Here is an 18,038-nt window from a genome sequence, read left to right as displayed (position 1 = left end):
ATGGGGTGCCGACTCAACCTTGCCGAGGGTGAGACGATCCGTGCGCTGCTGACGGGGCGCGACACGATCGTGGTGAACAGCTGCGCCGTCACCAACGAAGCCGTCAAGCAAACCCGCCAGGCAATCCGCCGCGCCCGCCGCGAGCGGCCCGATGCCGAACTGGTCGTCACCGGCTGTGCAGCGCAGATCGATCCCGCCAGCTTCGCCGCGATGCCCGAAGTGAATCGAGTCATCGGCAATGCCGAGAAGCTCACATATTCAGCTTGGACGGCTGATGCGCCAGTCCTCGTCCAGGACATCATGGCCGTCCGCGAGACGGCGCCGCATCTCGCCGCCAGTTTTTCGACACACGCCCGCGCCTTTGTCGAGGTCCAGAATGGCTGCGACCATCGCTGCACCTTCTGCGCGATCCCCTATGGCCGCGGCAACAGCCGCTCGGTGCCCGCGGGCGCCGTGATCGAGCGGATCGCCGCGCTCGCCGAAAACCATGCCGAGATCGTCCTCACCGGCGTCGACCTGACCAGCTATGGCCCCGACCTGCCCGGCGCCCCGAGCCTCGGCCAGCTGGTCGAGCGCATCCTGACCCACGTCCCCCGGCTCCGCCGCTTGCGCCTGTCCTCGCTCGACGGCATCGAGATCGACGATCGCCTGTTCGCGCTGCTGACCCAGGAGACCCGCCTCCAGCCGCAGGTCCATCTCTCGCTCCAGGCCGGCGACGACCTGGTGCTCAAGCGGATGAAGCGCCGCCACAGCCGCGCCGACAGCGTCGGATTGGTCCAGCGGCTCAAGGCCGCGCGTCCCGAAATCGCGATCGGCGCCGATCTGATCGCCGGATTCCCCACCGAAACCGACGCAATGTTCGCCAATACCCTCGCGCTTCTCGACGATTGCGAAATCGTCCACGCGCATATCTTCCCCTACAGCCCCCGCGCCGCCACCCCCGCCGCCCGCATGCCGCAAGTCGCGCCGGCGCTGGTCAAGGCCCGTGCCGCGCGCCTGCGCGAAGCGGCGGAAACGCGTCGTTCGCGCTGGCTGCAAAGCCTGATAGGCAGCGCGCAGCAAATATTGGTAGAGCGCCCCGGCGACCGCGGCCATGCCGGCAATTTCGCCGAGGTGCGACTCGCCCCCGTCCAAGTTGGAGACATCGTGACCGTGACCATCAAGGCCGTCGAGGACGGAAGGCTGATCGCATGAGCACCAGTCCCGCATGGCACGATCGCCTGCTCGGCGGCTTCAAGAAAACCTCCGATCGCCTGCTCGGCAACCTCGCCGGACTCTCCGGCGCGCGGCTCGACGACGCTACGCTCGACGACATCGAAGAAGCGCTGATCGCCTCGGACCTCGGCCCGGGCACCGCCGCTAAGGTCCGCGCGCGCCTTGCCGAAGGGCAATATGAGCGCAACATGGAAGAACTCGGCATCCGCCTCGTCGTCGCCGAGGAGATCGAGAAGGCACTCACTCCCGTCGCCCGGCATCTCGAGATCGAGGCGTTCCCGCGCCCGCAGGTGATCCTCGTCATCGGCGTCAACGGCAGCGGCAAGACCACGACGATCGCCAAGCTGGCCAACAGCCTTGTCGAGCAGGATTACGGCGTGATGCTCGCCGCCGGCGACACGTTCCGCGCCGCCGCGATCGGCCAGCTCAGGACCTGGGCCGAGCGGATCGGCGTGCCGATCGTCACCGGCCCCGAAGGCGGCGACGCCGCCGGCATCGTCTTCGAAGCGGTCAAGCAGGCCACCGCCACGGGCATCGACGTGCTCATCGTCGACACCGCCGGCAGGCTCCAGAACAAGCGTGAGCTGATGGACGAGCTCGCCAAGATCCGCCGCGTCCTCGGCCGGCTCAATCCTGCCGCCCCGCACGACGTCGTCCTCGTCCTCGACGCCACCACCGGCCAAAACGCGCTCAGCCAGATCGAAGTGTTCAAGGAAGTCGCCGGAGTCACCGGCCTCGTCATGACCAAGCTCGACGGCACCGCGCGCGGCGGCGTCCTGGTCGCCGCAGCCGAGAAATACGGCCTCCCCATCCACGCGATCGGCGTCGGCGAGAAGGTCGACGACCTTCGCCCGTTCGACGCGCATGAAGTCGCCCGTATCATCGCGGGGGTAGAGGACCTCGCCTCTCCCCGTTCGCGCTGAGCGTGTCGAAGCGCCGCCTTTCCTTTCTAACTGCCTGCCAAGGCCGCCCTTCGACGAGCTCGGGGCGAACGGAGCAATGATGGCCGAAACCCGTACCCCGCTCTCTCCTGGCCTGCGCATGCTGATCGATTTCGGCCCGCTGGCGATCTTCTTCCTGGTCAACAGCTACGCGCCCGGCCTCCAGATCCAGCGCATCGTCGCCGCCACCGCCGCCTTCATGGTCGCGATGGTTGCCGCGATGCTGCTGTCGTGGTGGAAGGCGAAGCACGTCTCGCCAATGCTGTGGATCACCGCCGCGCTCGTGCTGCCCTTCGGCGCGCTCACCATCTATTTCCACGACCAGACCTTCATCCAGATCAAGCCGACGATCGTCTACACGATGTTCGCAGTGATTCTCGGCTACGGCCTCATCACCAAAAAGCCCCTGCTCCAGGCGCTGCTCGAGGCCGCCTATCCGGGATTGTCGGCCAAGGGCTGGCGGCTGCTGACGATCAACTGGACCGGCTTCTTCGTCGCGATGGCGGTGCTCAACGAAGCCATGCGCCATGTACTGAACTGGGATCAGTGGGTTACCTTCAAGACCTGGGCAGTGATCCCGATGACTCTGGTATTCGCGATGCTCAATATCCCGATGCTGCTCAAGCACGGCCTGCAGCTGGAAAAGCCCGAAGACACGCCGTTGCCACCGGAGGGGTGAAGGTCCCTCTCCCATCGGGAGAGGGAGGGAGCCGCGAAGCGACGAAGGGTGAGGTCGATACTGCCCTCACCCTTCCCACTGCCTTCGGCAGCGGGCCTTCCCGCTCCCAAAGGGAGCGGGAACTACCTTACCCCTGATCCGCGCGGCTCACGCCATTGCCGTCGAGGTTCTGCGCCACGAATTCCCAGTTGATCAGGTTGTTGAGCACGGTGTCGACGAACACCGGCCGCGCGTTGCGGTAGTCGATGTAATAGGCATGCTCCCACACATCCAGCGTCAGCAACGGCGTCATCCCGTGCGCGATCGGCGAGTCGCCGTCGTGGAGCGACGTCACTTCGAGCTTGCCCTGGTTGAGGATCAGCCAGCCCCAGCCGCTGGCGAAATGGCCGACCGACTCGGTCTTGAGTTTGTCGATCAGCGCTTCGTGGCTGCCGAAACCTTCGTTGATCAGCTCGGCGAGCTTGCCGGTCGGCGCCTGCTTCTCGGGCGAAAGGCACTGCCAGAAGAAGCTGTGGTTCCAGATCTGGCCCGAATTGTTGAACAGCCCCTTGTCGCCGCGCTCCTTGGCCGCGAGCACCACTTCGGAGAGCTTGGCGCCATCGAGGCCCTTTTCGGCGATCATCCGGTTGGTGTTGTCGACATAGGCCTTGTGGTGCTTGCCGTGGTGGAACTCGAGCGTTTCCGCGGACATGTGCGGCGCCAGGGCGCTCTGATCATAAGGCAGCGGGGGAAGTTCGAAAGCCATGAGGCATACTCCGTCGGGAAATGGTTCGCCCACCCAACGTTCCGGGGCGGGTTGCGCTCCCCCTTTAGCGTCGAAGAACCGCGCCTGTCCCGCAAATTTCATTGCGGAGGACAAACGAAAGCGATCTCCAATTCCCGAACAGGTTCGGGGAGGAATGGGTCAGCCCCCCGCCCCCAGCAATTCGTGCCGCTTCAGCGCATGCCGCAACTGGTCATAGGTGAGCCCCAGCGCTTCCGCGGTCGAGCGCTGGTTGTAGCGATGCTCGGCCAGTGCGCGCGACAGCAGCTGCTTCTCGAACGCGCAGACCCGCGACTTGAAGTCGGTCCCGCCGTCGAAACTCACTGGAGCCGGTTCCTCGACCACCGGCGCTGCCGGCGTCGCGGCGACCGGTGCCGCACTTGCCGGCACCGCAGTCCGCGGCCGGAACGGCGACTTGAACGGATCGATCTCGATCGAATCGACCGGTCCTTCGCGCTCCCAGCGATACACCGCACGCTCGACGACGTTGCGCAGCTCGCGGACATTGCCGGGCCAGTCATAGGTCATCAGCGCGTCGAGCGCGTTAGGGCCCCAGCCCGGCCAGTCGGCCAGCCCGATCTCGGATGCCATCCGCCGCCCGAAGAAATCGGCGAGCACTTCGATGTCCCCCCGCCGCGCGCGCAGCGGCGGCAAGGTCACCACTTCGAACGACAGCCGATCGAGCAGATCGGCGCGGAACGTGCCCTTGTCGACCTTGTCGGGCAGATGCTCGTTGGTCGCCGCGACGATGCGCACGTCGACATGCAGCGGCCGCGACGAGCCGATCCGCGTGACTTCGCCATATTCGACTGCGCGCAGCAGCCGGTCCTGCGCCGCCATCGACAGCGTCCCGAGCTCGTCGAGGAACAAGGTGCCGCGATGCGCTTCCTCGAACCGCCCTGCCCGCGCCTTGGTCGCGCCGGTGAACGCGCCGGACTCATGCCCGAACAACTCCGCTTCGATCAGCGTCTCGGGTAAGGCAGCGCAATTCATGATGATCAGCGGCTGGTCCCAGCGCGGGCTCAGCCGGTGGAGGCGCTCGGCGACCAGCTCCTTGCCGGTCCCCCGCTCGCCGATGACGAGCACCGGGCGGTCCAGCGCCGCGGCGCGGCTGGCGCGCTCGAGCGCGTCGAGAAAGGCCCCGGACTGGCCAATGACTTGGGTAGCGCGTTCCATGCCGAACCTTTGGCGAATTTTCCCAATACTTGGCAAGCCTTATCTGGTGCCTGAATGCCAGATGAATAGCGAAAATGGCGGATTTCCGCCGTCCGCGCGATTTGGCACGCCTCCTGCAATGCTTTTGGCAGGCCCGCCAACGGGCGCACAAACACCAGGTTCAGGGAACGAAATCATGACCTACGAAGCCAAGAATGTCCGCAACGCCTTTTTCGCAGTCACCGTCGCCTTCTTCGCCAGCGCCATCCTGATGGCCGGTGCGGTCGGCCCCGCGGTCGTCTAAAGGCATACCAAGGTCGCTCCGCTCGCCGCCCCGCGAGCGGAAACCCGCCGGGAGGGTCACCCCCTAGATCCTCTCGGCGGACCCCGAAAAAAGAACGAAGGAGTGTCAGCATGGGTATCTTCTCGCGAACCCGCGATATCATCGCCGCCAACGTCACCGACCTGCTCGACAAGGCGGAAGATCCCGCCAAGATGATCCGCATGATCATCCTCGAGATGGAGGAGACTCTGGTCGAGGTTCGCGCCTCCGCCGCGCGCACCATCGCCGACCAGAAGGAAATGCGCCGCCACATCGCCAAGCTCGAAAAGCTCCAGGAGAGCTGGACCGAGAAGGCCGAGCTGGCGCTCTCCAAGGGCCGCGAGGACCTCGCCAAGGCGGCACTCGTCGAAAAGCAGAAGGCCGCCGACATGTGCGACCAGCTGTCGACCGAGATCGGCGTGCTCGACGAGACGCTCAAGGCTTCGGAAGAGGACATCACCAAGCTCCAGAACAAGCTGCGCGAGGCACGCACCCGCCAGAACTCGATCGTCGCCCGGCTGGAGAGCGCCAACAACCGCACCCGCCTGCGCGAAATGACCAACGGCTCGAAGATGACCGACGCATTCTCGCGCTTCGACGTCCTCGAACGCCGGGTCGACTTCGCCGAGGGCCGCGCAGAAGCGGCGGGTCTGGGCGGCGCGCCCAAGAGCCTCGAGGAAGAGATCGCCGAGCTGCGCTCGTCCGAGAAGGTGGATGCCGAGCTCGAAGCGCTGAAGGCCCGATTGAACAAGGGAGCGTAAGCGATGGAAGAGGTTTTCCTGCCCATCACCATCGTCGGGATCCTGTTCGTCGGCCTTCCCTGGGTGATCATGCACTATATCACGCGGTGGAAGACCGCGGCGACGATCACCGGCGAGGACGAGAAGCTTCTCGACGAGCTCTATTTCACGGCTCGCCAGCTCGAGGAGCGCCTGCTTACCGTCGAACGCATCATCGCCGCCGACAACCCCGATTTCCGCCCGGTCTCGGCCTCGCGCCAGGAACCTAGCCCCTACGATATCTCCAGGAGGAGCTGAGATGTCCGTCCGCACCAAATTCTATCTCGACAAGCAGAATGCCAAGGTTCTCGGAGTCTGCTCGGGCCTCGCCGATTATACCGGTATCGAGGCGATCTGGCTCCGGGTGGGGATGGTCTTCCTCGCCTTCGCGACCAGCGGCACGTCGGTCTTCATCTACTTCCTGATCGCCTGGCTCGCGCCGAACAAGCCGGCCGGCCTCTATCAGGGGCCCGAGGAAGAGAAGTTCTGGCAAGGCGTGCGCTCGAACCCGAGCCGCTCGACCGCGCAGGTCCGCTCGACCTTCCGCGACATCGATCGCCGGCTCGCCGACATCGAGATGTACTATACGAGCCGCAACACCCGGCTCGCCGACGAGATCGACAGCCTGCGCTGAGGCGCGGCGGTCAACAGGGAGGGAAGACGATGAGGGAATTGAGTTGGCTGGTGCCGGTGCTGATCGTTGCGGCGGTCATGGCATCCAAGGCCTTCCAGACCTGGGTCCGCGCCAAGCACGGTTACCCGATGGAGGAAAGCCGCCGCCACCGTCGTGGCCAGCCGGCAGGCGATCTGGACGCCGATCGGAAGATCGCCCTGCTCTCCACCGAGAATGAGCGGCTGGTGGGCCAGGTCAGCCGGCTCGAGGAGCGGATCGCCGTCCTCGAACGGATCGCCACCGACCCTGCCGAGCGCGTCGCCCGCGAAATCGACAGCCTGCGCTGACCGCGAAGACAAGGAACAGGGAAATGACCGACAAGGTAATGCTCTTCCAGCCCATCTTTCCCCTGATAGCGATCGTCGTATCGGTCGCGGTCGGCGGATGGGTGATCACCACCTGGCTGCGCATCAAGAACGGCTATCCGCTCGACGGCAGCTGGGGGCAGGCGCTCTACCCGAAGCAGAATGACGAGACGATCGAGCGAGTGAAGCTGCTGAGCCAGGAGAACGCCCAGCTCCGCGCCGAGCTCGGCTCGATCAAGGACCGGCTGGCGAACGTCGAGCGCATCGTCACCGACAGCGCCCACAGCCTCGACCGCGAGATCGAATCGCTGCGCGGCACCAAGAGCAACTGAGGAGATCCTGCGATGAACCCCCTCCTGATCCCCGTTCTCGGCATCGCCTGCGGCATCGTCGCGATCGTGTTCGGCATCGCCAACGACATGTTCAAGCGCTGGCTCAAGCACAAGGAGGCGATGACTCAAGTGATCGCCGCCCAGACCGCCGAGCAGGCCGCGCAATATGCCGCACATGTTGAGCGGCTGGAGCAGAGGGTCCGGGTTCTCGAACGGATCGTCACCGACCGCGGCATCGCCGTCGCGGATGAAATCGAACAGCTGCGCGACGCGCCGCTCAACTGACACCCGCTGCGCGAAACGCAGCCAGATCTAAGGACTACTTAAAATGATCATCGTCGTGTTCGCAGTGCTTGCAGCACTGTGCGGGGGAGCCATTGCCCTCGCCGAAAGCCGGGACCGCCCCGTTCGCCGTGCGGAAAAGCTGGCCCGGCAGCAGCAACTCGGCGCCTGACGCGCCGCGAAACCAGATCAGGGAGAGGCAAGCAATGACCGTCGACCCCAATCTCTACATCACGCTCTCGGTCTCGGGGCTGGCCGGCCTCGCGATGGTGACCGCTGCGGGGCTCTCGGGCTGGCGCGGCTGGCTGGCGCTCAAGCGCCAGGAACTCGCCCAGCACCACAGCGGCACTTCGCAGCTCGAGCCGGCCATGCCCTCCGCGGCCTCGCGCATCGAAGTCGCTGACCTGAAAGAACGCATCCGCAAGCTCGAAGCGATCGCCGCCGGGGTGGACCTCTAGGGTCCACCCGGCTAGCGGGTCGGCATGCCCAGCCTCGCCGACCTCCAGGACGAATATGCATTCCTCGATGCCGACGATCGCTACCGCCTGCTGATCGACCTGGGCCGGACGCTCGAGCCGATGCCCGAGCCACTCAAGACCGACGCCACGCTTGTCCGCGGCTGTTCCGCCTCGGTGTGGGTCTACCCCACGCGCAAGGACGACGGCGCGCTCCACTTCCTCGCCGATTCCAACGCGGCGATCACCAAGGGCATCATCGCGCTCGTCCTGCTCACCGTACAGGACGGCAGCCCAGCCGACATCCTCGCCACCGACATGGACGCCGCGCTCGCGCCGTTCGACCTGCGCAACCAGCTCAGCTCGAACCGGACGCAAGGCATCCCCAACATGATCGCGCTGATCCGCGAGACGGCGGCGCGCTACGCCGGCTGAGTGCGGCCGTCGCTCTCCTTCTTCGTCACCCCGGCGAAGGCCGGGGCCCAGAGTTGCTCCGCCGAACCGCTTCTGGCTCTGGATCCCGGCTTTCGCCGGGATGACAGTTTATAGGGTGAGCCCCAATTCCCCCGCAACCGCATCGAGATCGGCGCCTTCGGGCACCAGCAGCCACTCGCGCGACGCCGCGCCGTTGACCACCGTCACCGCGCCGCGCGGGCACACCCCGAGGCATTTGACCTCGACGATCCCCGCCGCGCCCTTGCGGCCTTTCTTCAGTCCGAGATGTTTGCGCAACGCCCTGGCGAGCGGCACCTTGCCCTTGGGCCCGAACCCGCCGCCCAGCTTCTTCGAGCATTTGGCGCAGACCAGAACGGTGTTCGACCAGTTGGACCGGACCGAAGCCCTCAATCGGGCTTCCAGGTCCGCCGCTCCTCGGCGGTCTTGAGCACGTCATACGCCGCCTGGATCGCCTGAAACCGCTTGGCCGCGTCGGCGTCGCCCGGCTTCACGTCGGGGTGGTTCGACTTGGCAAGGCGCCGCCACGCCATTCGCACTGCTTCGAAATCCGAATCGACTTCGAGATCGAGCAGTTCGAGCGCGCGCATCTCGTCGCGTGAGCGACTGCCATCTCCGGGCCCGGCCCAGCCATTATGCTTCGATTCGGAAAAATCGCCGGCGTCACGCCGTTCGTCGGCCTCGCGCTGCGCCGCTTCCTCGGCGGTCAGCCCCTCGAAGTAATTCCAGTTACGGTTGTATTCGCCCGCGTGGGTCTCGCAGAAATACCAGCGCTCGGGGCTGTTGGGCGATTTGGGCGCGGGCCGGTCACCCGGCGCCTCGCAGCCATGCCGGTCGCACAGCCGCACCTTCACCGCCTCGCGCTCGGCGCCATAAGCGCGCCAGCGGGGAAAGCCCCAATCGGAGGATCGCGTTGCCCGTGCCATGGAAGGGCAGATAGGGTGGCCGGGCCGCAAAGGCTACCCGTCAAAAGTGCGCAGTGCTCCTGCTTTCGCAGGAGCACTGCGCACGAAGAATTTGCCAGAGGGTCTATAAGCCGGGTTCTGTCCTCGCGCCGAAACGCGATGTGCGACCATTCCTCTAGGCGACGGATTGCTCCGCCGCTCAAGCAACCAACCCGGGCGACGGGCCGGAACCAGGCCCATATGCCGCCCCTATTCGGTCTTGCTCCCGGTGGGGTTTGCCGTGCCGCTTCGGTTGCCCGTCGCGCGGTGCGCTCTTGCCGCACCCTTTCACCCTTGCCCTCAACCCCGGATTTAGTCCGGGGTCAGTGGGCGGTCTGCTCTCTGTGGCACTTTCCCTGAACCAGCAAGCTGGCCCGCCGGGCGTTACCCGGCACCGTGGTTCCGTGGAGCCCGGACTTTCCTCGCGTGCTTGCGCACCCGCGGCCGCCCGACCCTCTGGCCCGACCGCTCTAGCGCCGCGCGGGCGGGGCGCAAGGCTTATGCCGCGTCGGGCTCGTCCTCGACCGGAGCCTCGAGCTCGTCCGCGGCAGCCTCGGCCGCCTTTACAGCCGTGCCCCAGGCCTGGACCGCGATCAGCGTCTGCGTCGAAAGCGGCCCGCGCCCGATCGCGATGCGGTGATAGTCCGAGCCGACCTGGATCACCCCGTCGGCGCCATTCACCCGCGCCGTGCGATCGAGCAACGCCGTCGCCTCGGCCACCGTCGGCGCGTTGACCGACGGCACTTCGTGATCCTCCTCGTCGACCTTGACCACGCCGCTGAGCCGCACCTGCACCGGCCCCATCCGGGCCATCCCACCACCGCTGAGCATAGCTTTCGCCTCCAGTCTGACGAAATAGCGCGGCTTTGGCTGCTACGAAATTGCCGTAAAGGGTGAACGCCGCGCGAACCTTCTTTTTCGTGCAGCTATCTCAATCCTCGCCCTGCGGCTTGGGCAGCAGCAGCGCCAGCAGGATGCAGCGGCATTCCATATCGATCTCGCCATCGACCATTTCGGGGCGGAAGCGCCGCTGGAAGGCCGTCACCGCGCCCTCGCGGTCAGTCACGTCATAGCCGAATCGTTCGAGCGCGAGCATGAACCCGGCATCGGGCCAGCCGGGATCGACCAAATTCTTCGTCGGCCGCGGCAGCGCCAGCCGCAGCCGGGCCAATGCGTGCCAGTTGAACAATTCGCCCGGGTCCTGCTTGCGCGCCGGCGCCACGTCCGAATGGCCGACGACATTGCCGCGGGTGACGCCGTGGCGCTCCTTGATCTCGGCGACCAGCGGAATCAGCGATCCCATCTGTGCATCGGTAAAGGGGCGATAGCCGAATTCGTGCCCGGGATTGACGATCTCGATCCCGATCGACGCCGAGTTGACGTCGGTCACGCCGCGCCAGTGCGAGCGCCCCGCGTGCCACGCGCGATGGCGCTCGTCGACCAGCCGCAGGATGCTGCCATCCTCGTCGACCAGATAATGCGCCGATACCTTGGCTTCGGGATCGCGCAGCCGGTCGATCGCCGCCTGCGCGCTCGCCATGCCCGTATAATGCAGCACGATCATCGATATCGGCAGCTCGCGCGCGTCGAAATTGGGCGACGGCGCGTCGGTGATCGGAAGGCTGGTCATCGCAGCGACGTTAGAAGCGCAGGCGCACTCGCGGCAAGAGCCCGATCAGCCGAAAGCGGCGCGTTTAGCCGGTGCGGCCTCGACTGCGCGATACGCGCCGCGATACTGGTCGCACGGGCGGAAACGGTCGGTCAGCCCGATCACCGTCTCGCCGGCGCCCAGCACCAGCAGCCCGTTCGGCCGGATCGCCGCGGCGAGGATCGCGAACACGTCGCGCCGAACGTCCGGCGAAAAATAGAGCATCACGTTGCGGCACAATACGACATCGAACTTGCCCGGTGGCGGCGCATCGGCGGTCAGGTTGTGCTGGCGGAATTGGATCCGGCGCAGCAATTCGGGCTTCGCGGCCCAGTCGCCGCCATTGCCGTCGAACCACGTCATCATCCGCCGGACCGGGAGTCCGCGCTGGATCTCGAATTGCGAGAAGTGCCCGGCGCGCGCGCGGGCCAGTGCGGCGGGCGACACATCGGTCGCGACGATCTCGGGCGCGCTCGCGCCTTCGCCCATGCCGCGCTCGTCGAACAGCATCGCGAGGCTCAGCGGCTCCTGCCCGGTCGAGCAGCCCGAAGACCAGATGCGGACCTTACGGCCGGCCGCCTCGGCCTGGATCATTTTGGTGGCGTCGGCGATCATGTCGAGCACCGCGGAATCGCGGAAGAAGCTTGTTTCCTGGTTCAACAGCGCGTCCACCACCTGATCTCCCAATTCCCCAGTCCGCGTCACGACGAGCTGGGCAACCAGCTGATCCAGCGAGGCGAGTCCCTTTTCGCGCAGAAGTGGCTTGAGCGCGGTCTCGATCCGCCACGCCCGGTTGGCAGCGATCTGCTGCCCGGTGCGCTGCTCGAGCAGCGCCGAAATAATGGTCATCGCGCTCGACGAAGCCGCCAGCGTCGTTCCCGGAAAGTGCATCATGCCCTCCCCTGCCATGCGACCAGCCGGCCGATCTCGTCGGGCGGCAGGATCGCGCTGGCGTGGCCGGCATTCGCCACTGCGCCGGGCATTCCCCAGATCGTCGAGCTCTCGCGGTCCTGGACGAGGATCCGTCCGCCAGCTTCGACGAGGTGCCGCGCGCCCTCGGCGCCGTCGCGGCCCATCCCGCTCAGCACCACGCCGAGCGCGCGCTTGCCGAACACTTCGGCGATCGATTCGAACATCGGGTCGACCGAGGGCATGCAGCCACTCAGCGATTTCTCCTCGCTCAGCCGGATCGACCAGCCCTCGGACATCTTGACCACGCGCAGGTGCGCGTCGCCCGGCGCAACGATGATCCGGCCGGGCCGCACCCGCATCCGCTCGGTCGCGACTTCGCACGGCCGCCCGCCGAGCACCGCGAGCTGCGCGGCGAAATAACCCATGAACGAGATCGGCAGATGCTGGGTGACGAGGATCGGGATCTGGAAAGTGGCGGGGATCGCGCGCAGCAGCTGGCTCAACGCATGGATCCCCCCGGTCGAGGCGCCGATCGCGACCACGTCGAAGTCATGCGGCGCCGCTATTGGGCCCGCGCTGGCGGCGGCGTGGGGCAGGGGCTCGGCATGTCCGTCGATCAATTTCGACAGCCGGTCCTCGAGTACTTCGGCGAAACGGCCGCCAAAGGTGCCGATTCCCGGCTTCACCAGCGTGTCGGCGGCGCCGAGTGCCAGCGCCTGCACCGTCACTGCGGCGCCTTCGTCGGCGGAAGAGGAGACGATCAGTATCTTGGCGCCCTTGCCCGCCGCGACTACGTCGGGGAGCGCGGTCAGGCCGTCGATCCCGGGCATGTCGATGTCGAGCAGGACGATGTCGACATGATGCGTCTGGAGATAGTCGAGCGCGGCGCGCACATCGCTCAGCGCGGACGCCACACGGAAGCGCCGCGTCCCGTCCACCATCCGGCCGAGCACCGACCGCGCGACGACCGAATCGTCGACGATCAGCACGCGGGCCGCGGGCATGGCGCTACGCGAATCCGGAAGAACGGAGCTCAGTGCGACGGACAAGTTCCGGCTCCGCGCTCAGGCGACGCCGACGATCTGCAGCTTGCTCTCGAGCGTCTCGCGATCGAACGGCTTCATGACATATTCGTCGGCGCCCGCTTCGATCGCGGCGCGGATATAGGCCATGCCATTCTCGGTAGTGCAGAACACCACCTTGGGACGCCGTGCGATCCCAGAATCCTTGAGCGCACGCAGGAAGTCCATCCCGCTCATCACCGGCATGTTCCAGTCGAGCAGGATCACGTCGGGCGCCTCGGCGAGGCATGAATCGAGCGCCTCGCGGCCATCGCCGGCCTCGCGCACTTCAAAGTCGAGCGTCTCGAGGATGTGCCGCGCGACCTTGCGGATCACCTTGGAGTCGTCGACGACGAGACAAGTCTTCATTTTCCCTGTTCCCCGATAGCCAGGCGTCTGTTTCATCATAGTGCGGCAGAGATGTGAGGACCCGGTTAACCGGCCAAATTCAGTTCAGCCCCGCCGAGAGGCCGGGCACCAAAGCGGCGAGATCGATCGCCAGGATCGGCTCGCCGTCGCGTTCGACGATCCCCCGCCCCGCCCGCTGCCACGCGGCGCCGAGCGCAACGCCGCCGGCCAGCGGCAGCAGCTCGAACGGCGCGACATCGTCGAGCGCATCGACCAGCAACGCGTAGTGATGCCCCTCGACATGGGTGATCACTGCGCGCCGCGCCTCGCGCGAGCTGTCGAGCCCTAGAGCGGTGTGCGTATCGACCACGGTCACCACCCGGCTGCGTAGCGCGGCGAGCCCGCGGACATGCTGCGAGGCGAGCGGCACCTGCGTGACTTCGCCGATGTCCACCACCGATTCGACCTGGTCGGAATCGATCGCGACGGTGCGGCCGGCAAGCTGGGCGATGAGATACAGATGCGGCATCAGCGGCCCTTCCCGGCCATGCGGGCCTCGAGTGCGGAGAGCAGCCCCGCACGATCATAGCGATAAACGCTGTCGTCGCTCGCACCCGCCGCCGCGCGGCGATTGCGCAGCCGCACCACCGGCGCCTTGGGCGCGAGCGCGATGGGGACCTCGTCGGCCGAAAGCACCACTGCCGGCGTCTCGCCGGGCGCCAGCTGCGTCGCGACGCGGTAGCCCGCGGTCTCGAGCAGCGGCCGCACGAACGACGCCATCCAGCCGTCCTTGTCGCCGGCGATCAGGCAGAGCGGCGCATGTTCCTCGCTCTCGCGATCGGCATGCTCGTCGAACACCCACAGGATATCGAGCAGTTCGACCTGCTCGCCGTCGATCAGCGCGACGCCCGCGATCGGCCCCGGCTCGCGCGCGGGCACCAGTTCCTCGGGAAGCAGGATGATGTCGAGCGCCTCGTCGATCGCGTAGCTGACTTCGTTGGCGCCGTCCTTGAGCCGCAGCACGTTGAGCCGCGCCCGCCCGGCGATGTCGCCTTGCGCGGCGAGCGGCAGGATGCGCCCGTCGATCGTCACGCGACGGCGGCCTGCGGCGAAGCGCACGCTGTCTCCGTCGACTTGCTCGACACGGTCGACCGCGGCGAGCGGCACCGCGCGTCGGGCACCGTCGAGATCGATGAACAACAGCGCCGGCATCCCCAGTTCGGCTTCGGCGATTGCCTCGTCCTCGACATGATCGTCGTCCCGGCTGAAATCGAGCCCGGCGACATGGGCGATCCCAGCGCAGTCGAGCAGCAGCATCGGCAGCCCCGAATCGGGCAGGGTCTGCCCGGCATAGACTCCAGTCGACATCACCGCGGGCGACGCCGGCTTGATCACCAGTTCCTCATTGTCGAGCACCATGTCGGCGGCGAGCGCGTAGCTGCCTTCGCCGATATTGACGATCGAGATCATCCGCGGGCCGTTATGCACGGCGCGGGTGAGGCCGAGCACTTCGCAGAGATTGAGCAGCGGCATCCGCCGCCCGCGCACGCTGAGCACTTGCGCGCCGCCGATCGTGTCGATGCGGATCGCCTCGCCCTGATCGGTGACGATCTCCTCGATCGCCTGGCGCGAGATCGCGAAGCGCTGCCCCCCGGCGCCGACGACGATCGCCGAGATGATCGACAGGGTCAGCGGCACATGGATCGCGAGCTTCAGGCCCTTGCCTGGAATGCTGTCGAGGTCGACGCGCCCGCCGATTTGCTCGATCGACGCGCGGACGATGTCCATCCCCACGCCGCGGCCGGAGACTTCGCTGACCACGTCCTTGCTCGACAGTCCCGGCTCGAACACCAGTTCGAGCTTGGCGCGCTCGGAAAGTCCGCGCAGCTTGGCCTCGTCGCGGCCGTTCGCCACCAGCTTGCGGATCAGTTTCTCGGTGTCGATCCCACGCCCGTCGTCGGAAATCTCGATGATGATCTGGTTGCCCGACTGGCGCGCCGAGACGGTCAGCCGGCCATTTTCGCGCTTGCCCGCGGCGCGGCGCTCGACCGGCGCTTCGATCCCGTGGTCGATCGAATTGCGGATGATGTGGACCAGCGGATCGCGCATCATCTCGATCATTTCGCGGTCGAGCTCGACATCGGATCCCTCGACGTTGAGCAACACCGACTTGCCAAGGCCCGCCGCGGTATCGCGCACCATCCTCGGCAACGCCGAGAACAAGGCATCGATCTTTTGCATCCGCGTCCGCGTCACCGTGTCGCGCATCTCGCCGACGGTGAGCGACAGCCGCTCGAGCGCCGCCTCGATCGTCGGATCCACGTCGCCGCCGCGCAGTCGCCGCGCCAGCTCGTTGCGCGCCAGCACCATGTCCGACATGCCCGACATCATCCGGTCGAGCAGGTCGACGTTCAGCCGTACGCTGCGCGCCGGCGCGCGATGCAGCCCGGGGATGTTTGCCTGCGCGACTTCCGCGGCGCCTTCGGCCAGTGCGCCGATCAGCAATTCGTCGCCCTGGTCGGGCAGGCTCGTCCCCGAATCGATCGCCTCGACCAGTTCGCCGATCCGGTCGACGATCGCGAGAACCGCGTTGACCAGCAGCCGATCGGGACTGCGCAAGCCTTCGCGCACCTGTGCCAGCACATCCTCGGCGGCATGGCTCAGCCGTCCGAGCCGCGGCAGATCGAGAAAGCCGCAACTCCCCTTGACGGTATGGACGAAGCGGAAGATCGCATCGAGCCGCGCCCGATCGTCGGGCTGCGCTTCCCACGCGACGATCTCGCCCGAGAGCGCCTCGAGAGTCTCGCGCGTTTCGGCGATGAATTCCTGAATCAGGTCGTCCATGGGGCCCCAGAGCAAATATCCGGGCCATCTTGGGCTAGCGGTGGTTAAAAGGGCGTTTAGGGAAGAAGACAGGAATCGTTTGCCCGGCGCTCACCCCACCCGAAAACTCGCCCCGAACAGCAGCACTTCGGAGTCCGCAGGCGACACCTGCAACGTGCCCCCGCCCTGCGCCACCAGCGCATGCGCGAGGAATGCCGCTGCCGCGCGCGGAGTGACCGGCATGTCGTCCTGCCCGCCCGCCAGCGCAGCCCGCAATTCGGAATCGAGCACGATCCGGGGTCCGTCGGCGCGCACCACGATCTCGATCGAACCCTCGACGATCTCGGCGCCGATATCGAGCTGGCCGCCCCGGATCAGCGCGTCGCCGCCGATCAAAGCGAGGTTGAGCAACACCTTGATCGCATGCTTGGGCAGCACCGGATCCTCGACCATCCAGCCGATCTTGACGCGGTGATTATCGCCGAACAGCCCTTGGAGCGCCGCCTGCGCCTCGCGAGTGTCTACGGTCTCGCCAAAGCCTCCCGCCGCGCCGAAGGCGAGACGGAAGAACTTCAGCTTGTTGGCGCTCGCCTTGGCGCTTTCGCTGAGCAGCTCGAGAACGCGCACGCGCATCTCGGGATCATGCTCGTCGGCGAGCAGTTCGAGCCCATTGTTGAGCGCGCCAACCGGGCTCAATAAATCGTGGCAAAGCCTTGAACACAAAAGGCTCGCAAAGTCGGTCGGGCTGATGTTCAAAGAAATGGCTCCGGTTTCCCCAGCGCCTCTTTGGCGCAGCCGCGTTGCCGCTGCAAGCTGCGCCCTGCCCCGCAGCTAAACGACGCGGCGGCCCGAGAACAGCTGGATCAGCCCGACGATGACCGCGACGACCAGCAGGATGTGGATCAGGCCGGCACCGATATGGAAGGTGAAGCCCAGCAGCCACAGGATGACGAGAATAACGGCGATGGTCCAGAGCATCGGAAAGCACTCCCTTTGGTTATGGAGCGCAAACGTGGCGCGGGGGCGAAACGTTCCGCTTGATTTCGTGTAGGATGCAGAACGGACGGACGCGCTTCGTGCACATCCCGGGCGGCCCCCGCTTGCCGCCTCTGGCCTCTGCCGCGGAGCCGCGGCATCATCGCCTGCGTCTGCCCCGCGATCGGAGTTCCGGCATGCGACACGTCTTGACTGCTTTGTGCCTTGTCCTGCTGACCTCCGCCCCGCCGGCGTCGGCTCAGGATTTTCCGAGTATCGGCAGTCAGTACGTGGATTTCGGCGCGTCGATGGCCGCGGTCGGCCAGATGAACAACGTGATGGGCGCGGCGGTGCGAAACCGACGCTCCGATCGCGTAGATTCTCCGCGCGCCGCGGCGACCACGCGCTACCGCCCCTCCCCCACGGTCTCGGCCCGCGTTCGCACGCAATTCGCCGATTTCATCGCCCGGGCCGATCCCGCCCATTCCGAGGGCCTGCGCAAATTCGTCCAGCAAAACGACTTGCTCGGTGCCTGGGAGCAGCATGTCGCGGGCGATGGGCTTCGTCGCGGCGATGTCGCGGATGCGATGACCGCTTATTGGGTGCAGAATTGGCAGATCGCCAACAAGGTGGCGTTCGCCAGCCGCGCCCAGGTCCAGTCCGTCCGCGCGCAGGTGGCCGGCGCGCTCGCCGGCAGCCCTGGTTTCGCCAGGTTGGGCGACGCGGCCCGTCAGGAGCTGGCCGAGACATTCATGCTCAATTTCATCGCGCAGGGCTCGGCCTTTTCCGATGCGGCGGCGCGCCGCGACGCGGGCGCCACGCGCCGCCTCTCCGATGCCGCGGCCGCGCGCTTCCGCAAGGACATGAACCTCGATCTGCGCGCGCTCCGCCTCACCGAGGCCGGCCTAATCGGCTGATCGGCCGGCCAAGCGGCGGCGAAGTCCCCGCACCCTCAGCCGGCCCGCGGCGATCA

General features: G+C 66.5%; 26 protein-coding genes and 1 other RNA gene. 13 read left to right on the top strand and 14 right to left on the bottom strand.

What is annotated here, in order from left to right:
* The 3 genes from mtaB (at position 1) to ispZ (ending at position 2,835) form a co-directional block, all read left to right on the top strand.
* Positions 1-1,194, top strand: a complete 1,194-nt coding sequence (gene mtaB / locus E5A73_RS16185) for a tRNA (N(6)-L-threonylcarbamoyladenosine(37)-C(2))-methylthiotransferase MtaB (RefSeq protein ID WP_420822582.1) — start codon at positions 1-3, stop codon at positions 1,192-1,194.
* Positions 1,191-2,138 (top strand): signal recognition particle-docking protein FtsY, encoded by a 948-nt coding sequence (gene ftsY / locus E5A73_RS16180; RefSeq protein ID WP_135964872.1) that lies wholly within the window; start codon positions 1,191-1,193, stop codon positions 2,136-2,138. Before mtaB ends, ftsY begins: the two co-directional genes overlap by 4 nt.
* 79 nt (positions 2,139-2,217) lie before the next feature.
* Positions 2,218-2,835: a septation protein IspZ gene (gene ispZ / locus E5A73_RS16175; protein ID WP_135964871.1), complete on the top strand. Its 618-nt coding sequence runs from the start codon at positions 2,218-2,220 to the stop codon at positions 2,833-2,835.
* A 127-nt stretch (positions 2,836-2,962) separates the two neighbouring features.
* Here the strand turns inward: ispZ and E5A73_RS16170 are convergent, their stop codons facing one another.
* Together E5A73_RS16170 and pspF are read right to left on the bottom strand one after the other, a co-directional pair.
* Entirely contained in the window at positions 2,963-3,580 is a 618-nt protein-coding gene (locus tag E5A73_RS16170; RefSeq protein WP_135964870.1) for a superoxide dismutase, read from the bottom strand.
* Positions 3,581-3,739: 159 nt separating this feature from the next.
* Positions 3,740-4,774 (bottom strand): phage shock protein operon transcriptional activator, encoded by a 1,035-nt coding sequence (gene pspF, locus E5A73_RS16165; protein ID WP_135964869.1) that lies wholly within the window; start codon positions 4,772-4,774, stop codon positions 3,740-3,742.
* 393 nt (positions 4,775-5,167) lie between these two features.
* Here pspF and pspA point away from each other — a divergent pair, with 393 nt between their 5' ends.
* The 9 genes from pspA to E5A73_RS16125 are packed head-to-tail and all read left to right on the top strand — an operon-like array spanning position 5,168 to position 8,336.
* Positions 5,168-5,836, top strand: coding sequence for a phage shock protein PspA (pspA, locus tag E5A73_RS16160; RefSeq protein ID WP_135964868.1), 669 nt, complete (start codon positions 5,168-5,170; stop codon positions 5,834-5,836).
* A 3-nt stretch (positions 5,837-5,839) separates the two neighbouring features.
* Positions 5,840-6,112, top strand: a complete 273-nt coding sequence (gene pspB / locus E5A73_RS16155; RefSeq protein ID WP_135964867.1) for an envelope stress response membrane protein PspB — start codon at positions 5,840-5,842, stop codon at positions 6,110-6,112.
* A 1-nt stretch (position 6,113) separates the two neighbouring features.
* Complete coding sequence (gene pspC / locus E5A73_RS16150) at positions 6,114-6,488, top strand: envelope stress response membrane protein PspC (RefSeq protein WP_135964866.1); 375 nt, start codon at positions 6,114-6,116, stop codon at positions 6,486-6,488.
* 38 nt (positions 6,489-6,526) lie between these two features.
* Positions 6,527-6,814 (top strand): hypothetical protein, encoded by a 288-nt coding sequence (locus E5A73_RS16145; protein ID WP_420822585.1) that lies wholly within the window; start codon positions 6,527-6,529, stop codon positions 6,812-6,814.
* A 23-nt stretch (positions 6,815-6,837) separates the two neighbouring features.
* Complete coding sequence (locus tag E5A73_RS16140; RefSeq protein ID WP_135964864.1) at positions 6,838-7,164, top strand: hypothetical protein; 327 nt, start codon at positions 6,838-6,840, stop codon at positions 7,162-7,164.
* Between the two features lie 12 nt (positions 7,165-7,176).
* A complete protein-coding gene (locus E5A73_RS16135) occupies positions 7,177-7,449 on the top strand; it encodes a hypothetical protein (protein WP_135964863.1) in 273 nt (90 codons plus the stop codon).
* Positions 7,450-7,492: 43 nt separating this feature from the next.
* A complete protein-coding gene (locus E5A73_RS21920) occupies positions 7,493-7,618 on the top strand; it encodes a hypothetical protein (protein ID WP_276605815.1) in 126 nt (41 codons plus the stop codon).
* Between the two features lie 34 nt (positions 7,619-7,652).
* Positions 7,653-7,904 carry a hypothetical protein gene (locus E5A73_RS16130; RefSeq protein ID WP_135964862.1) on the top strand — a complete coding sequence of 84 codons (252 nt, stop codon included), beginning with the start codon at positions 7,653-7,655 and terminating at the stop codon, positions 7,902-7,904.
* Between the two features lie 24 nt (positions 7,905-7,928).
* Positions 7,929-8,336, top strand: coding sequence for a SufE family protein (locus E5A73_RS16125; protein ID WP_135964861.1), 408 nt, complete (start codon positions 7,929-7,931; stop codon positions 8,334-8,336).
* Positions 8,337-8,444: 108 nt separating this feature from the next.
* On the opposite strand, the gene E5A73_RS16120 is transcribed toward E5A73_RS16125, so the two are convergent.
* The 12 genes from E5A73_RS16120 to E5A73_RS16065 form a co-directional block, all read right to left on the bottom strand.
* Positions 8,445-8,747: an NADH-quinone oxidoreductase subunit NuoE family protein gene (locus tag E5A73_RS16120; protein WP_135964860.1), complete on the bottom strand. Its 303-nt coding sequence runs from the start codon at positions 8,745-8,747 to the stop codon at positions 8,445-8,447.
* Positions 8,744-9,280: a J domain-containing protein gene (locus E5A73_RS16115; RefSeq protein WP_135964859.1), complete on the bottom strand. Its 537-nt coding sequence runs from the start codon at positions 9,278-9,280 to the stop codon at positions 8,744-8,746. Before E5A73_RS16115 ends, E5A73_RS16120 begins: the two co-directional genes overlap by 4 nt.
* Before the next feature lie 90 nt (positions 9,281-9,370).
* Positions 9,371-9,758: RNase P RNA component class A (rnpB, locus tag E5A73_RS16110), an RNA gene on the bottom strand.
* Between the two features lie 38 nt (positions 9,759-9,796).
* Positions 9,797-10,129: a hypothetical protein gene (locus E5A73_RS16105; protein ID WP_135964858.1), complete on the bottom strand. Its 333-nt coding sequence runs from the start codon at positions 10,127-10,129 to the stop codon at positions 9,797-9,799.
* A 100-nt stretch (positions 10,130-10,229) separates the two neighbouring features.
* Positions 10,230-10,928, bottom strand: coding sequence for an N-acetylmuramoyl-L-alanine amidase (locus tag E5A73_RS16100; RefSeq protein WP_135964857.1), 699 nt, complete (start codon positions 10,926-10,928; stop codon positions 10,230-10,232).
* 45 nt (positions 10,929-10,973) lie between these two features.
* Positions 10,974-11,837 carry a CheR family methyltransferase gene (locus E5A73_RS16095; protein WP_240700226.1) on the bottom strand — a complete coding sequence of 288 codons (864 nt, stop codon included), beginning with the start codon at positions 11,835-11,837 and terminating at the stop codon, positions 10,974-10,976.
* Entirely contained in the window at positions 11,837-12,862 is a 1,026-nt protein-coding gene (locus tag E5A73_RS16090) for a chemotaxis protein CheB (RefSeq protein WP_135964856.1), read from the bottom strand. The genes E5A73_RS16095 and E5A73_RS16090 overlap by 1 nt, the downstream gene beginning before the upstream one ends.
* A gap of 60 nt (positions 12,863-12,922) precedes the next feature.
* On the bottom strand, positions 12,923-13,288 hold the full coding sequence (locus E5A73_RS16085; RefSeq protein WP_135964855.1) for a response regulator: 366 nt from the start codon (positions 13,286-13,288) through the stop codon (positions 12,923-12,925).
* Between the two features lie 79 nt (positions 13,289-13,367).
* A complete protein-coding gene (locus E5A73_RS16080; protein ID WP_135964854.1) occupies positions 13,368-13,796 on the bottom strand; it encodes a chemotaxis protein CheW in 429 nt (142 codons plus the stop codon).
* Positions 13,796-16,111, bottom strand: coding sequence for a chemotaxis protein CheA (locus E5A73_RS16075; protein ID WP_135964853.1), 2,316 nt, complete (start codon positions 16,109-16,111; stop codon positions 13,796-13,798). Before E5A73_RS16075 ends, E5A73_RS16080 begins: the two co-directional genes overlap by 1 nt.
* A gap of 90 nt (positions 16,112-16,201) precedes the next feature.
* The gene (locus tag E5A73_RS16070; RefSeq protein ID WP_135964852.1) at positions 16,202-16,846 is read right to left on the bottom strand and encodes a histidine phosphotransferase family protein; all 645 of its coding nucleotides are present in this window, start codon (positions 16,844-16,846) and stop codon (positions 16,202-16,204) included.
* Positions 16,847-16,921: 75 nt separating this feature from the next.
* On the bottom strand, positions 16,922-17,068 hold the full coding sequence (locus E5A73_RS16065) for a lmo0937 family membrane protein (RefSeq protein ID WP_135964851.1): 147 nt from the start codon (positions 17,066-17,068) through the stop codon (positions 16,922-16,924).
* Between the two features lie 194 nt (positions 17,069-17,262).
* Between E5A73_RS16065 and E5A73_RS16060 the strand changes: the two genes are divergently transcribed.
* Positions 17,263-17,982: a DUF6683 family protein gene (locus tag E5A73_RS16060; RefSeq protein ID WP_135964850.1), complete on the top strand. Its 720-nt coding sequence runs from the start codon at positions 17,263-17,265 to the stop codon at positions 17,980-17,982.
* The last annotated feature ends 56 nt before the right edge of the window (positions 17,983-18,038 follow it).

Source organism: Sphingomonas gei (assembly GCF_004792685.1).
Classification (GTDB): Bacteria; Pseudomonadota; Alphaproteobacteria; order Sphingomonadales; family Sphingomonadaceae; genus Sphingomonas; species Sphingomonas gei.
This window is presented reverse-complemented; position numbering and strand designations above follow the sequence as displayed.